The organism is Saccharococcus sp. Marseille-Q5394 (assembly GCF_946901335.1).
Taxonomy (GTDB): Bacteria; Bacillota; Bacilli; order Bacillales_A; family Planococcaceae; genus Sporosarcina; species Sporosarcina luteola_C.
Genome location: NZ_CAMPPQ010000001.1, coordinates 74,864 through 89,780, shown reverse-complemented (window position 1 = coordinate 89,780; position 14,917 = coordinate 74,864). Strand labels below are relative to the sequence as shown.

Annotated in this window: 13 protein-coding genes; 3 read left to right on the top strand and 10 right to left on the bottom strand. The window is 43.9% G+C overall.

Going from position 1 to position 14,917, the window contains the following annotated elements; genetic code table 11:
- Nucleotides 1-31: 31 nt before the first annotated feature.
- The 6 genes from ctaG to cyoE all read right to left on the bottom strand — a co-directional run bounded on the left by ctaG (nt 32) and on the right by cyoE (nt 6,084).
- Nucleotides 32-946 carry a cytochrome c oxidase assembly factor CtaG gene (gene ctaG / locus OC538_RS00405; protein WP_262175028.1) on the bottom strand — a complete coding sequence of 305 codons (915 nt, stop codon included), beginning with the start codon at nt 944-946 and terminating at the stop codon, nt 32-34.
- A gap of 175 nt (nt 947-1,121) precedes the next feature.
- Entirely contained in the window at nt 1,122-1,469 is a 348-nt protein-coding gene (locus OC538_RS00400; protein ID WP_251694918.1) for a cytochrome C oxidase subunit IV family protein, read from the bottom strand.
- A gap of 1 nt (nt 1,470) precedes the next feature.
- Nucleotides 1,471-2,097, bottom strand: a complete 627-nt coding sequence (locus tag OC538_RS00395) for a cytochrome (ubi)quinol oxidase subunit III (RefSeq protein ID WP_251694919.1) — start codon at nt 2,095-2,097, stop codon at nt 1,471-1,473.
- Entirely contained in the window at nt 2,097-3,971 is a 1,875-nt protein-coding gene (locus OC538_RS00390; protein WP_251694920.1) for a cytochrome c oxidase subunit I, read from the bottom strand. Before OC538_RS00390 ends, OC538_RS00395 begins: the two co-directional genes overlap by 1 nt.
- 32 nt (nt 3,972-4,003) lie before the next feature.
- Nucleotides 4,004-5,068 (bottom strand): cytochrome c oxidase subunit II, encoded by a 1,065-nt coding sequence (gene coxB, locus OC538_RS00385; protein WP_251694921.1) that lies wholly within the window; start codon nt 5,066-5,068, stop codon nt 4,004-4,006.
- A 98-nt stretch (nt 5,069-5,166) separates the two neighbouring features.
- Nucleotides 5,167-6,084: a heme o synthase gene (gene cyoE / locus OC538_RS00380; RefSeq protein ID WP_262172833.1), complete on the bottom strand. Its 918-nt coding sequence runs from the start codon at nt 6,082-6,084 to the stop codon at nt 5,167-5,169.
- Nucleotides 6,085-6,408: 324 nt separating this feature from the next.
- Here cyoE and OC538_RS00375 point away from each other — a divergent pair, with 324 nt between their 5' ends.
- Nucleotides 6,409-7,320, top strand: a complete 912-nt coding sequence (locus tag OC538_RS00375) for a COX15/CtaA family protein (protein ID WP_262172831.1) — start codon at nt 6,409-6,411, stop codon at nt 7,318-7,320.
- Between the two features lie 237 nt (nt 7,321-7,557).
- Here OC538_RS00375 and pyc read toward each other — a convergent pair whose 3' ends face one another.
- The 3 genes from pyc to OC538_RS00360 all read right to left on the bottom strand — a co-directional run bounded on the left by pyc (nt 7,558) and on the right by OC538_RS00360 (nt 12,714).
- Nucleotides 7,558-10,995 (bottom strand): pyruvate carboxylase, encoded by a 3,438-nt coding sequence (pyc, locus tag OC538_RS00370; protein ID WP_262175025.1) that lies wholly within the window; start codon nt 10,993-10,995, stop codon nt 7,558-7,560.
- A gap of 25 nt (nt 10,996-11,020) precedes the next feature.
- Nucleotides 11,021-12,187 (bottom strand): FtsW/RodA/SpoVE family cell cycle protein, encoded by a 1,167-nt coding sequence (locus OC538_RS00365; RefSeq protein WP_251694923.1) that lies wholly within the window; start codon nt 12,185-12,187, stop codon nt 11,021-11,023.
- A 245-nt stretch (nt 12,188-12,432) separates the two neighbouring features.
- Nucleotides 12,433-12,714 (bottom strand): YlaN family protein, encoded by a 282-nt coding sequence (locus OC538_RS00360; protein WP_060205154.1) that lies wholly within the window; start codon nt 12,712-12,714, stop codon nt 12,433-12,435.
- A 191-nt stretch (nt 12,715-12,905) separates the two neighbouring features.
- Between OC538_RS00360 and OC538_RS00355 the strand changes: the two genes are divergently transcribed.
- A complete protein-coding gene (locus OC538_RS00355) occupies nt 12,906-13,406 on the top strand; it encodes a peptidyl-prolyl cis-trans isomerase (RefSeq protein ID WP_251694924.1) in 501 nt (166 codons plus the stop codon).
- A 32-nt stretch (nt 13,407-13,438) separates the two neighbouring features.
- A complete protein-coding gene (locus OC538_RS00350; RefSeq protein ID WP_251694925.1) occupies nt 13,439-13,642 on the top strand; it encodes a YlaI family protein in 204 nt (67 codons plus the stop codon).
- Nucleotides 13,643-13,988: 346 nt separating this feature from the next.
- Here the strand turns inward: OC538_RS00350 and OC538_RS00345 are convergent, their stop codons facing one another.
- The gene (locus OC538_RS00345) at nt 13,989-14,621 is read right to left on the bottom strand and encodes a CPBP family intramembrane glutamic endopeptidase (RefSeq protein WP_262172828.1); all 633 of its coding nucleotides are present in this window, start codon (nt 14,619-14,621) and stop codon (nt 13,989-13,991) included.
- Between the last annotated feature and the right edge of the window lie 296 nt (nt 14,622-14,917).

The following is a 14,917-nucleotide window of genomic DNA, read 5'->3' as shown; positions in this document are numbered from 1 at the left end:
CAGATAATACCCCTTTAGTAATCGGATAAGGTCAGCCGTGCATCGTCATGCTTTGTCTTTCCAATAGATCCTTCTTTGTAATCTCATCTGCGTTCAACTGTTCTTCACGGTACCATTTAATGAATATTTTACCGATAACAACAACGTAGATAATTTCCTGGATGACTTTCATAATAATGCCACCCAATTGTTGATCATACAATGTCGGCATATTTGTAAATAACTCAGGTCCTGAGATGGATAGACCTGCAAGTGTACCAGCAGGCACACAAAGAGCCATCGCTTGCAGCCAAGCTTCCCCGCTGCTGTACGTATTGTAGACGGGTACATCTACAAAAATGATCAACGAACAGGCTGGCGTAATGAGAATAGCGCTCAATATGACATAACCGATCTTCTTTAATCCATGAAGCTGAGGATGATCTTCCAACGTGTTCAGAAGTGGCCACCAAAGGAATATTGCCGATATGAATAAAGTAATCGAGAAAATGGCGTGTAAAAATACATCCAATTTAATAAAATCCAACACCATCGGATAGTGATTTAACGAGAACATGACCGTGAACACCATCAGACTGATCACCGGTTTCGTGAAGAGCCTTACGATTTTATCGATAATGTTAATGCTAAGGACTTTTTTCCAAATGAAGTGCGGTATGCCGATGATTAAAAACGGAGCTACCACCAATAATAGAAGCGCCATTTGCGTCATATGGACAGAGAACAGTATATGACCTAGAAGATCGACTGGCGAGCCCTTCAAGATATACAGCAAAATCATCGAAGCGAGAAAATAGCTGACTTCCCTTTTGGTGACGGGTTCGCTCCCCTCAAACCAATGTCTCCACTTTTTGGTCAACAGAAAATATACTACAATTAGTAATACGATCGATAAGAAAAAATAAGGACTCCATAATGCGCGAAATCCGAATATGCTTAAAGGCATCATTGCCATCGCTCCTTTAAATGTGTCTAATCCTATTATAAAACGAACATTGCCCGAACACAATGAACGAACTTTGACATTCCCCCATTTTTGGAGGGAATGTGGCGAATGGCTACAAAACCAACCCTATATATAAAAGAGCCTGTGGAATGAATCCACAGGCTCTTTTTAGTAATTACCACCAAACGATTGTAACGAATGTCAAAGGGATAAGGAAGCCTAAAAGAGCTCCTGTGTACATGAACATTTGAGGAATGCCATGTCCTTTTTCACTCATATGCATGAAGTAATACAGTTGCAAACCGACTTGGACTGCTGCAAACAGCATGACCATCGGAATGATTAAGTACTTCGAGAACCCTGCAACGCCAGCTTCATAAGCAACAACCATGGAGAATGATACAAGTGTCAGGAAGATCATAAGCGAAAACATCATAACCTGATCTCGCATGGCTTTTTTAGAACGACGCTGTGCGAGCTGTTGCTCTGCAGGTGTGCGTTTGTAAACTTGAACGTCTGCCATCTTAACCTATCACTCCCATCAAGTAGACTACAGTGAAGATGAATACCCAAACGACGTCGATGAAGTGCCAGTACAATGAGAACGTATAGTACTTCGTTGCGTTGTAAAGATTCAGACCGCGTTTCGCATTACGGAAAATCAACAATGTAATCCACACAAGGCCAACAGCCACGTGGAAACCGTGCGTTCCGACTAGCGTATAGAAAGCGGAACTGAAAGCACTGTTGTTGTATGTGAAGCCAAGCTTAACATAGTGCGTGAACTCATATACTTCAAGCATGAGGAACCCAAGTCCTAAAAATGCAGTAATAGCAAGCCATAGCTGCATTTTCTTGAAATTATAGTTACGCAGATGGTACATGGCGAACACACTCGTCAATGATGATGTCAATAATAGCATCGTCATGACAAAAACAAGTGGTAATTCATATAGCTCTTGAGTCGAGAAACCAAAACCGCTTGGCCCGGAGTTCTTCAACGCAATATATGTTGCGAACAACGTAGCGAAGAGGATTGTCTCTCCTCCAAGGAACAACCAGAAGCCGACAAATTTGTTTTTCGCTTCAAGTGTTGCTCTTTCCGGATGGTCGGGCCAAGTTTCTGGAGTGAATTTTTTATTCAAATCCATTATTTTTGACCCCCTTTGCGTTTTAGATCACGGAGAATTTCATCTTTTTTAACATAGTAGCCCGTGTCATCTTGCAACGAACGTGCCGCCATTGCAACAAACGTCCATAGTAGACCGAATATAAGGACAGGCAGCCCCCATGCTTCTTCAGTACGGTACATTGCTCCGAATCCGGCGATGAAAAGACCCAAGGACATAAGAAGCGGGATGATCGAACCGTTAGGCATATGAATGTCTTTAATAGGTTCAGCAGGTGTAAGACCTGTTTCGTTTCCTTCCATCTTCTCAATCCATACAGTATCCAGACCACGGACAAGCGGAGTTGCTGGGAAGTTATAATAGATCGGCGGAGATTCGATTGCCCATTCAAGCGTACGGCCGTCTCCCCAAGGATCGTTTGCAACTTTAACATTCTTAACTGATGTGATGATGACGTTGTATACAAGTACGATGATACCAATCGCCATTAAGAAAGCACCAATCGTACTGATAAAGTTCGCTGAGTTCCATCCTTGACCGTCCATAAATGTCCAAACACGGCGTGGCATTCCCCAGAAACCGAGCCAGTGCTGGATAAGGAATGTCGCATGGAAACCAATGAAGAAGAACCAGAATGTTACTTTACCAAGTGTTTCATTAAGCATTGTACCGAACATTTTTGGCCACCAATAATGTGTTGCAGCCAATATTCCAAGAACAACCCCACCTACGATTACGTAGTGGAAGTGAGCTACGATGAAATAGGTATCGTGCAATTGATAGTCAAGCGGAGCCGCACCTTGCATGACACCCGTTACCCCACCCATTACGAATGAAGGGATGAAACCGAGCGCGTATAGCATAGGTGTCGTAATCCTGATGCTTCCGCCCCACATTGTCAATAGCCAGTTAAAGATTTTAACCCCTGTCGGAACAGCGATTGCCATCGTTGCTACAGCAAAGATTGCGTTCGCAGTCGGTCCAAGACCAACTGTAAACATATGGTGGGCCCAAACCATGAATCCAAGGAATCCGATCAACACAGTCGCGAAGACCATTGATGGGTATCCGAAGAGTCGCTTCCGTGAGAATGTCGAGAAGATCTCAGAGAAAATACCGAAAGCAGGCAAAATAAGAATGTAAACTTCAGGGTGACCAAAAATCCAGAAAATATGCTCCCAGATGATTGTGTTACCACCCATTGTATGATCGAAGAAGTTCCCACCGAACATGCGGTCAAATGTCAGGAAGAATAGACCGACAGTCAATGGAGGGAATGCGAATAGGATCATTGCAGACGCCACGAATGTTGTCCATGTGAACAACGGCATACGCATGTAAGTCATTCCTGGCGCACGCATATTAATAATCGTGACTAGGAAGTTAATACCGGCCATTAGCGTACCGCCTCCGGCAATTTGCAGACCGATTGCATAGAAATCAACACCATGGCCTTCTGATGCAATGGACAGAGATGCATATGATGTCCATCCCGCATCAGGAACTTGCTGGAAGAACCAAGATAGATTCAGGAATAGCCCTCCGAAGAAGAACATCCAGAAACCTAAGGAGTTGATGAACGGGAACGCTACGTCACGTGCCCCGATCTGCAGGGGTACTATCGCGTTCATAAATCCGAATAAAATAGGCATGGCCGCTAGGAAAATCATCGTCGTTCCGTGCATCGTGATCAAATCATTGAACAGTCCCGCACTGACGAAATCGTTGTTCGGCTTATGAAGCTGCCAACGAATCAACATCGCTTCAATACCGCCGACTACGAAGAAGAATCCGCCACCAAGGAAGTAAAGGATTCCGATCTTCTTATGGTCGACTGTAGTCAGCCAGTCCCATAGCGTTGCGCCAAAACCCTTTTTTTGAGCAACTGAACTCACTTTGTTTACCTCCTCTTCAAAATCACAAAAGATTATTTTTCAACAGATAATCCCATTAAGTATTCTGCCAAGTCATCCAATTCCGAATCGGAAAGCTGACCGTCGAACCCTGGCATCTTATTGCCCGGTTTATGTTTCTGTGGATATTTGATCCAATCAATAAGATCTTCTTTTGTATGATCCATGAAACCAGCTACTCGGTTACGATCGCCAAATGTTGCCAAGTTCGGTCCAACTGCTCCCGTCTCACCAACACCGGAAGTCGCATGACATCCAATACAGCTTTGTTGGAATATTTCTTCACCAGCTGGATTGGCAACGACTTGATTTTCACCTGTCGCTTGCATAGCTGTTACCCATTGATCAAATTCTGCACGAGGCATCGTTTTCACTTTGAAATCCATCAGAGCATGGGAAGGACCGCATAGCTCAGCACATTTTCCATAGAATACGCCGTCTTTCAAATTCTTGGAGTCTTTTTCAAACACCAGATAGAATTTGTTGACGTTTTCTACGTTCGTATCAAGTTTCCCACCGACTGCCGGAATCCAGAAGGAGTGTTTCACATCTGCAGCAATCAAGTTGAAGTAAACTTTTTCATCCATCGGGACTACGAGCTCCTGTGCAGTTACGATACCAAGGTCAGGGTATTCAAACTCCCACCAGTAAAGTTTTGCCGTTACATCAACGACTAGGTTTTCAGCATTTCCATCCTCATCTACAGCGCCCATCGCCGCAACGTCCCCAAGTTTATACGTGTAGTACACTGTCGGGACAGCTAGTAGCAAGACCAATAGAATCGGGATGATCGTCCATACAAGCTCAAGCTTATGACTGCCTTCAACTTGTTCAGGAATATGGTCTTCACCTAATTTAGAACGTCTGAAACGCACTATCGCAATTAAGTAAATTACTACAACAACGAGAATGACGAACAACATGATTGCTGACGACAATAATAGCAAGTTGAACTGGTCTTGACCGACTTGTCCAGCAGGCAGTAGAGTTGAAAGTTCCTCTTGGCCACATCCTGCAAGGAAAACTGTCAGTACAGCCAAGAGAGAAAAGAGACGCCACTTTTTGAGTCCTTTCATCATCGCTAACTAATACCTCTCTTTCTAAAAAAATGTTTTCTTCAATGAGGACTGTTGACCTCTCTATAATGAATTCCTGTCAAAAGAAAGAATTCCAACGGTTAGATGAATATCGAAAAAATGATCATTGCGACAAATAGGATTGTCATGTAGTTCAAGGAGAAGATGAACATGGATGTCGCCCACTTCAAATCATCCTTCGCTTTGAATCCTTTAATCGAAAAATACAACCACCCGATATTCAAGGCTGTTGCCAGCACAATGAATCCGATTCCAAGTTCCATAAGAAGGAACGGCAATGGGAACAATAGGAGAATCCACCCTAAAATCGACTTCTTTGTTCGTTCAAAGCCTTTCACGACTGGAAGCATCGGAATGCCGGCTGCCCGGTATTCTTCCGTCCTGCGCATCGCCAACGCATAAAAATGCGGCGGTTGCCATGCAAACATGATTAAGAAAAGCGCCCATGCACCCATGCCTAATGTCGGTTCGACCGCTGCCCAACCGATCAATGGCGGTATGGCTCCAGAGATGCTTCCTACAACCGTATTGCTGACATACTTTCTTTTCGACCACATTGAATAGAGTACAACATAGCTGAACACACCTGCAAGTCCCCATAGTCCTGCCGCCGGTGATGCAGTGAATAACATCACTTCGCCCAACGCAATGAAAGTGAAAGCCAGTGCCAAGACAGCCGGTGCTTTAAATCTACCGGTGACCGTTGGACGTGACTTTGTTCTTGTCATTATGGGATCAATATCCCGATCAATGAGATTGTTCAAAGCCGCCGAGCCGGCGATAATCAATCCGGTACCGAAAAGCCCATACAGTAATAAATCAAGATTGCCGATAAAGCTTTTTCCAGTAAATTGGAACGCGAGAAACGAGCCAGTAAAAGCTGTAATCAAGTTTGAATTTACGATACCGATTTTAATAAGTGCTAAAAAATCCTTCAATATGGAAGTCGATTCGATATCCGGCTCAACGGATGAAGAAATCGCTCGACCGTTTGACATATGTACCCTCCTTTCAAAGATGTCGGCAAGGACCGCTATACTTAACTATATCGAATTCCGGTAATAATTTCTATACATAACCCGAAATTGCCCCGATATATGAAGTATACTGTCTTTATAAATTGTTTTGCCCTATCTATAGTAAATCATTTCCGTATGCCTTTTGTGAAGTTAAAGGGTCTATTTTATGAACAATTTGTGAAAAAGAGCTAGGACAAGCTCTATTTAGCCATTTTGCGTTGTTTTTTTACCTTTTTTTCGCTATCATCAACAAACGGGGCCTTGTTTCTCATGGGTCATCATTTCTTAAAGTAGGTGTCTTGTTTGCGATTTAATAGATATTTAAAATGGTTCGGAGTCGCGTCCACGGTCGGAATGCTTTTAATCCTGTTGGGCGGGGCTCTAGTTACGAAGACAGACAGCGGGATGGGATGTGGGAGGCATTGGCCAGGGTGTAACGGTCAATTGATTCCGGATGAAATCACGCCGGAAGTCCTAATTGAATTTTCGCATCGTGTCGTTACTGGTTCGGTTGGAATATTGATCGTTGTCCTGGCGATTTGGTCATGGAAGGCTATCGGACATAAAAGGGAAACAAAACTGCTTTCCTTTTTGGCAATATTCTTCCTGATTTTGCAGGCATTGATTGGAGCGGCGCAAGTTCTATGGGGACAAGGAGATTTTATCCTTGCACTGCATTTTGGCATCTCGCTCATTTCATTTGCTTCTGTTCTTCTTCTTACATTGCTAGTTTTTGAAGTTGATCAGAAATTCGACGCAGACAAGTTGACAATCGGAAAGACACTCAGATTCCACACGATAGGCGTCACCATCTATTCGTATTTCGTCGTTTACACAGGAGCGCTGGTACGCCATACCGAATCGGAATTGAGCTGTACGGATTGGCCGATGTGTAAAAATGGGGATTTCTCTTTACCGGCTAACTTCTGGGAATGGGTGCAGATGAGCCATCGGACAGCCGCCGCGTTGATTTTCATATGGCTCGGGATTATTGCCATCCATGCAATCCGCCACTATAAGAGTCAGCGAGTCATTTATTGGGGTTGGATGACTGCATTCATACTGGTATCACTGCAGGTGTTGGCGGGTGGAGCCGTCATTTTGACGCGTCTGAATCTTTATTTGGCTTTAGCCCACTCGTTGTTCGTGATTCTCCTGTTCGGCTTATTAACTTATATGGTGCTTCTTGTTTCGAGGAGCAGGCAGACAAAATAAAAGAAGCACCCGCGTGAGAATCCACGTCGGGTGCTTTTTTCATTTGTTAGTGTAAATAAAACTATTGACTTCCGCTTCAGGCGGACGCTTTCCGGGGGGCGGGCGGTAAGCCTCCTCAGTCGCTGCGCTCCCTGCGGGGTCTCACCTGTACCGCTAATCCCCCAGGAGTCGCCGCCTTTCGCTCCAATCAATGAATGCTACCTATTATCAAGAAAAAATTAATACATTACTAATTCCTTAATGTTCAAGTTCGAGAAGGAGGTCGCCTGTTGAGATGGCGTCGCCTGGGGAGACGAGGATCTCTTTGACAGTTCCATCAAATGGAGCTTGGATTGTCGTTTCCATCTTCATCGCTTCTGTAATGAGCAGATGCTCTCCTCTTCTTACTTTTGCTCCCTTGGAAACCGCCACTTTCAAGACAGTTCCCGGCATAGTGGCCGCAATGTGTGAGTCATTTGAAGGATCCGCTTTTTGCTTGCGGGCGACATCGGATTCCACATTAATATCTTGAATGATGACTTCCCTAGGCTGGCCGTTCAACTCGAAGTAAATGATTCGCGTGCCATCCGTCTGTGGTTCACCGATGGAAACAAGCTTGACAATAAGCGTCTTCCCTCTTTCGATTTCCACTTCAATTTCCTGGCCAAGCCTCATCCCGTATAGGAATTCCGGTGTGTTGATAACGGAAATGTTTCCAAATTCCTTTTTCATCACGGAATATTCTTCGAACACTTTCGGATAGAGTGCATATGCGAGAGCATCTTTCATCGTGGAAGGGTGACCTAGAAGCTCTTCAGTCTTCAACAGGAGCGCGTCAAAATCCACGTCTTCCAGAAGTTCCCCTGGACGAACAGTGATCGGCGTCCTCCCCTTCAGAACGACCTGTTGCAATTCTTTCGGAAATCCACCATACGGCTGGCCTATATAGCCTTCGAAAAATTCGATAACCGATTCCGGGAAGTCGATGGATTGCCCGCGTGAGATGACGGTTTCTTCATTCAAATCGTTTTGAACCATGAATAATGCCATATCTCCTACTACCTTGGAGGAAGGGGTCACTTTTACGACGTCTCCGAAAAGCATATTGACGCGCGAATACATCTCTTTGACTTCTTCCCATCTTTCTCCAAGACCGACAGCCTTGGCCTGCTGCTGCAAGTTAGAATATTGGCCTCCCGGCATTTCGTGAACATATACTTCGGAATGCGGACTCACCATGCCGCTTTCGAAGTTTTGGTAATACTTCCTGACATCTTCCCAGTAAAACGATAATGATTCTAGTGCACCGACATCTGCCTTCACTTCGCGCTTGCCGTTTTGCAATGCGTAGAATAATGAGCTTGCGGATGGCTGTGACGTCAAGCCAGCCATTGAGCCGAGCGCCGTATCGACGATGTCCACTCCGGCTTCAACCGCTTTAGCGTACATATAGATGCCATTACCGCTCGTATCATGGGTATGCAGATGAATAGGAATATCAACAGTCGCCTTCAATTCGGAAATAAGGCGATATGCAGCTTCAGGCTTCAAGAGGCCAGCCATATCCTTCAAGGCTAGAATATGAGCACCTGCCGCTTCAAGCTCCTTCGCCATTTCCTTGTAGTATGCGACAGAATATTTCGCTCTGGAATCATCCAGGATGTCCCCTGTATAGCAAAGCGCAGCCTCTGCCACTTTCCCTACCTGGCGGGTCTCGTCGATCGCCACTTCCATTCCTTTAATCCAGTTCAGGCTGTCGAATATCCGGAATACGTCAATGCCTGATTCAGCTGCTGTTTTGACAAATTCCCGAATGACATTATCGGGATAATTTGAATAACCGACCGCATTCGCTCCACGGAAAAGCATTTGGAATAATACGTTCGGAATTTGCTCCCGAAGCTTCATGAGACGTTCCCACGGATCTTCTTTCAGGAAGCGGTATGCAACGTCAAATGTCGCCCCTCCCCACATCTCGAACGAGAACAGATCCGGTAGCAATCTTGCTGATTCAGCCGCGATGTTTGTAATATCCGAAGTACGGACACGGGTTGCGAGCAATGATTGGTGAGCATCACGGAATGTCGTATCCGTAAGCAGGACGTCATCCTGCTCCTTTATCCATTGAATCAGTCCTTCAGGGCCTTTTTCATCCAGTATCTGCTTCGTGCCTGCAGCTGGCGGAACTAATAGGTCAACTTCAGGTTTCCTCGCTGAATGGAATAACGGTTTCGACTGCTTTTCAATTCCCGGAAATCCGTTGACGGTTACATTCCCTAAATAGTTCAAGATTTTTGTACCGCGGTCTTTTCTAACCGGAAACTCGAATAATTCAGGAGTCGTATCGATGAAGCTTGTATCATAATTTCCTGTCAGGAAGCTTTCATGACGGACGACGTTTTCAAGGAACGGAATATTTGTCTTAATTCCCCTGATCCGGAATTCCTGCAAGTTCCGATCCATTTTTGCAGCTGCATCTCTGAAAGAAGTTCCCCAAGTCGAAACTTTGACGAGCAGGGAATCATAGTAAGGCGTGATAACAGCCCCCTGGAAACCGTTGCCTGCATCAAGGCGGACACCGAAGCCCCCTCCCGACCGGTAGACCATAAGCTTGCCAGTATCAGGCATGAAGTCATTTAACGGATCTTCCGTCGTCACCCTGGATTGGATTGCGTAACCGAACAGTGGAATGTCTTCCTGCACCGGAATGGCTGCTTCCCCTTCATGGAGATTCCCGCCATTCGCGATATGGATCTGGGCATGGACGATATCGATTCCCGTCACCATTTCGGTAATCGTATGCTCCACTTGAATGCGCGGATTCACCTCGATAAAATAAAAGCTTCCATCCGCTACGAGGAATTCAACCGTCCCCGCATTAATATACGAAATGTTCTTCGCAAGTTTGACAGCTGCCTCGCATATTTCATGACGAAGTGCTTCTTCCAAGGAAATGGACGGTGCAATTTCCACCACTTTCTGATGACGGCGTTGAATCGAGCAATCGCGTTCATACAGATGCACGACATTGCCGTATGTATCGCCTAAGACTTGAACTTCAATATGTTTTGGCTTATTAATGTATTTTTCCACGTATACTTCATCCGATCCAAATGCCGATTTAGCTTCAGATCTCGCGCGTTCAAACGCCTCAAACACTTCGTCCGCGGAATTTACAATCCGCATTCCCCTGCCGCCGCCACCTAACGACGCTTTAATGATAATCGGATATCCGTATTCCTCACCGAATGAAGCGACTTCCGCTACAGAAGAAACAGGTCCGTCCGTGCCAGGGATGACCGGGATACCTGCCTTGATCGCTTGATCCCTTGCCTTCACCTTATCTCCGAACATATCAAGATGCTTAGAAGTAGGTCCGATGAAGATGATGCCCTCTTCTTCAAGCCTGCGGGCAAACTCCTCGTTTTCAGCTAGGAAGCCATATCCAGGATGGACAGCATTCGCTCCCGATGACTTTGCGATCTTAATGATTCCTTCGATATCCAAATAGGCATCGATCGGTTTTTTGCCCTCTCCTACTAGATAAGATTCATCTGCTTTGTAACGGTGGAAAGAACCCCGATCTTCTGCCGAATAAATCCCGACAGTCGGAATCTCCAATTCGGTACACGCACGAAAAATACGAATAGCGATCTCACCACGGTTCGCTACGAGGATTTTCTTAATCTGACCCATTTCCACCATGAAAGCACTTCCTTTTCTATTTGTTCTTTTGATATTTTGTGAACATTGACACATTCATCAATATTCCTAAAGACAAAGATAACAGAATCATTGAAGTTCCGCCATAACTAATAAAAGGCAATGGAACTCCGGTCAGTGGAATAAGTCCTGTTAAGCCGCCAATATTCACAAAAGTTTGAACACCGATGACACTACCAATTCCCGCTGCAAGCATACGTGCTTGAGGGTCTTTCGTCTGCATCGCGATGTATAGAGCGCGCAATACGATGAACCCTAACCCACCAATGACAATTATCGTACCGAAAATACCGGTTTCCTCCGAGATGACAGCCATGATGACATCCGTTTGCGGTTCCGGCAAATAGCCCATTTTTTGAATGGAGTTTCCTAGACCAAGACCTTTGATGCCACCTGCTCCAATTGCGATATATCCATTTGCAATTTGATAGCCAGAGCCTTGTGCATAATCAAACGGGTTCAAGAACGACAGAATTCGTCCTTTCCTACCATCCGTAATGATTGTGTTTCGAAACAAATATAGAATTCCTGCAACAGGAATCATAGCCAGAAATAAAACGCCGCTCAATTTCGAGAAAGCCCTAATTTTTATGCCGCTCGCTGCAATGACAGATAGAGCACCCATAATGATGATGAAAGATGTACCAATATCAGTTTCCATCATGATTAATCCGATTGCCAAAATAAGGATGCTGACAGGCGGACCGATTGATTTATTAATGGAGTCGAGGGTTCCCGCTTCATATTTCTTTGCAAATACGCTTGCGAAGTAAACGATGATGACTAGCTTCGCAACTTCTGAAGGTTGGATGCTGCCGAATCCGGGCAACTTAATCCAACTTTGTGCGCCGACATGATCACCGGAGCCAAGGAAATGGACGATCACAAGGAGTATAAACATGACAACAACCGAAGTGATCATCAATTTCTTTCGTTTATAGTTCTGAAAAGGAAAAAAGGATGCAAACAGGAAAGCTGGTATGGCAACTGCTAAATTGAATAATTGTCTCTTATAAAAATGATCAGGCTCATAATCATATACATTGACCGCCCATACCATACTAGAACTATAGATCATCACTAGCCCGAAAAGGCAGAGAACTAGATATACAGTGAATAGTGGATAATCAAAGCTCCGCAACATTTTTTTAAAGTATCTTCCCATCGTACTTCACTCAACTTTCCTATCAATTTCGCCTCGGCGAAATTGCGTCCAGATTTTGAATTGCGCTTGAGGGCGACAGGATGTAGGTCATGCAGTCGTTGCGACAGGACGTCGCGCACTTAGACTGCCTTCCATAACTCCCTTCAAAATCCGTGACATCCGCAGGAGGCTTTAACTTTCTTCAGCATAAGGCTGAAGAAAGTTAAATAAAAAACTCAAACCAGTAATGAGTTTGAGTCTTTCGTTTATTTTTTTGTATATAGCTCGTGCAAGACATTCATCTCTTTTTCAAGCAATGAAAGGATTTCCTTCCCTTTCTCACGCTCAATCAAGCCAAGTCTGACAGCGAAGTCAATCTCCTTGGATAGGCCGTACATTTGTGTGTCTAACACTTCCTCATAAAGTGGGCATTGAGGCATCGTCAAATGATCCATCTGTACTTTTATGAGTTGTGCAATTTTATCCGCATCAGCTTGTAGCTGTTTCAATGCTTTTTCCTGATAGGTTTCCTGTAATTCAATATCCATGAGGACGCCCCCATTCACCTATTATCCTTGCGTGGTGATTATGAATAAATTGTATCTTTCAAGAAGGTAAATTGCAAGTGTTTCCCTTAGGAACAGGATGCCTAAATTCAATGGCTTCCCACTTTCAATCGTAAGCGTTATACTATGAACTATATGAAAACGCTCAATTAGTGTTGTAGGAGGCTATTCAATTGGAATCGATCATTACGATAAAAGGCAATGTTAAGCACTCGATCACGCTCGATCCGACAGTTTGGATCTTCGATGATCGTAAAGTCGACTTAACTACTTATTTTACAGAAGAGTTCGTTGAAAGAGATGAAGAAGAAGAGTATAAGAGAAGCATGGGTAAACATTGGTCCCGTGAAATCATGGAAGGTGCTACTTTCCCGCCAACATTAAAAACAGAAAAGAAGTTCGACAGACAAAAGATGGTGACCGGTACATTCGGCATTTCACTCGACCACTTTGTTAAAAATGCGGTCCCTTCTGAAGACGCTAAAACAATCACTTTTTTTACATTGGATGGAACTGAAGAAACTTTTCCTGTTTCAGAAATTAGTAATTTCCTACTTAAATTCAGCCAGGACGGCAAGCCATTGACGGAAGACGGACCAGCCCATCTGCTGTTGAAGGATGGTTCGAATATCGAAAGGCCTTTACGAAAAGTCACTGACATCGTCATCGACTGACACATTGGACCTTATTTAAAGGAGTTGAGGTTATGCGAGTCAAATGTGTCCTTTGCGACGAAATTGGACAACTTATAGATGATGCCCCTCTCGCGAAGAAATTGAGGAATCATCCGATCAATACGTATATGTGTGAAAAGTGCAGCGAGCGGATTACAGAGCAAACAAACGTGAGACTTTCAACTGGAAGGTTCATTTTCCACCGCAGCTCACATTCTGCAGAAGAGAATTTCTAATTGGGAAGGGGTTGCCTTGAAAGTCATTTAAACCGACTTTGAAGCAGTCCCTTTTTAATTTGATTGTTAATATACGAAAATCGCCAGAACGGCTCCCTTTCCGCGGGCGTCGCCTCAGCCAATCGAACAGCGAAGGGTTCGATTTGCCGTATTTCTGCGTTCTTTGCAGAAATTAAGGCATCCTTTATCCAGTGCTCCCAACGCTTCGCTTATGCTCGCAAAAGCCGTTTTTCATAACGGCTTTCGCAGGAGTGTCGCCTTTTCTGGCGATTTTCTAACGATACTACAAAACATAGATTGTAAAAAACATTTGAGGAAGCTAAATTGAAACTAGAAAATCTCTTGATTATAAAAATAGAAACAGCTTGCCAGTATACAAGTTCCAGATGGAATGAGTAACCATTGATGGTATGACGGATTTAGTTCTTATAGCAATACTAGCAAGAACAATCCCTGCAACAAGTATAATGAACAGGTAAGCGGGATGGAATAGAGAAAAAATGACTGAAGTAATTAGTACAGCCCAGATTGGCTTTACTACTTTTAATAAAGCGAATAATAGCACCCCCCTAAAAAGAAGCTCCTCCCAAATTGGAGCGAAGATAACAGCTTCTATTAAAGGATAATGTTGTAAACCATCAAGCAAACCATTTTTGGATAAAATGATTAGTCTTCGATCTATTAAAACTTCGTAATGAATGCTTAGCTTTAAAATTAGATAGGGAATAAGAACTCCACCTAACATGTATAGGTAAGTCACAGGATTTTTAAAAGGCTTGAAATTAAGCAATGGTACAATCAACTTTCTAACCGGGCTAAAACACAAGGTAAGAAAAATAAAGATTATGAGCCAAATGAGTTTACCAAATCCGTGGAATAACTCGCTGTTATAATAACTCACCCCATAGCCTGTTAGCAGTAGTAATGCTGTATATAAGAAAATACTTAGTGCACTATTCTTTCTAATGCTAATCCTCATCTTTATCCCCCTTGTTTTCGCTTTAACCTTCCGTCTCACTAAAATATATTTCATCACACTCTTCAAATTCACTTTAACATATATATCCATTTAAGTTTAGACTAATTTATGCATTCTTTGTTGATAGATCTAAAGTAATATTGGACTAAACACCAGTAGATTGGAGTGGCAGCGACTCCAGCAAACGCCGTTACGAAGAACGGTATTTGCGAGCAGTGTTTTTTGCGCCCCTAAGGAAGCGAATTAGGATGCCCGCGGAAAGCGTCTGCCTGAAACGGAAATCCACGGCTTCCTAA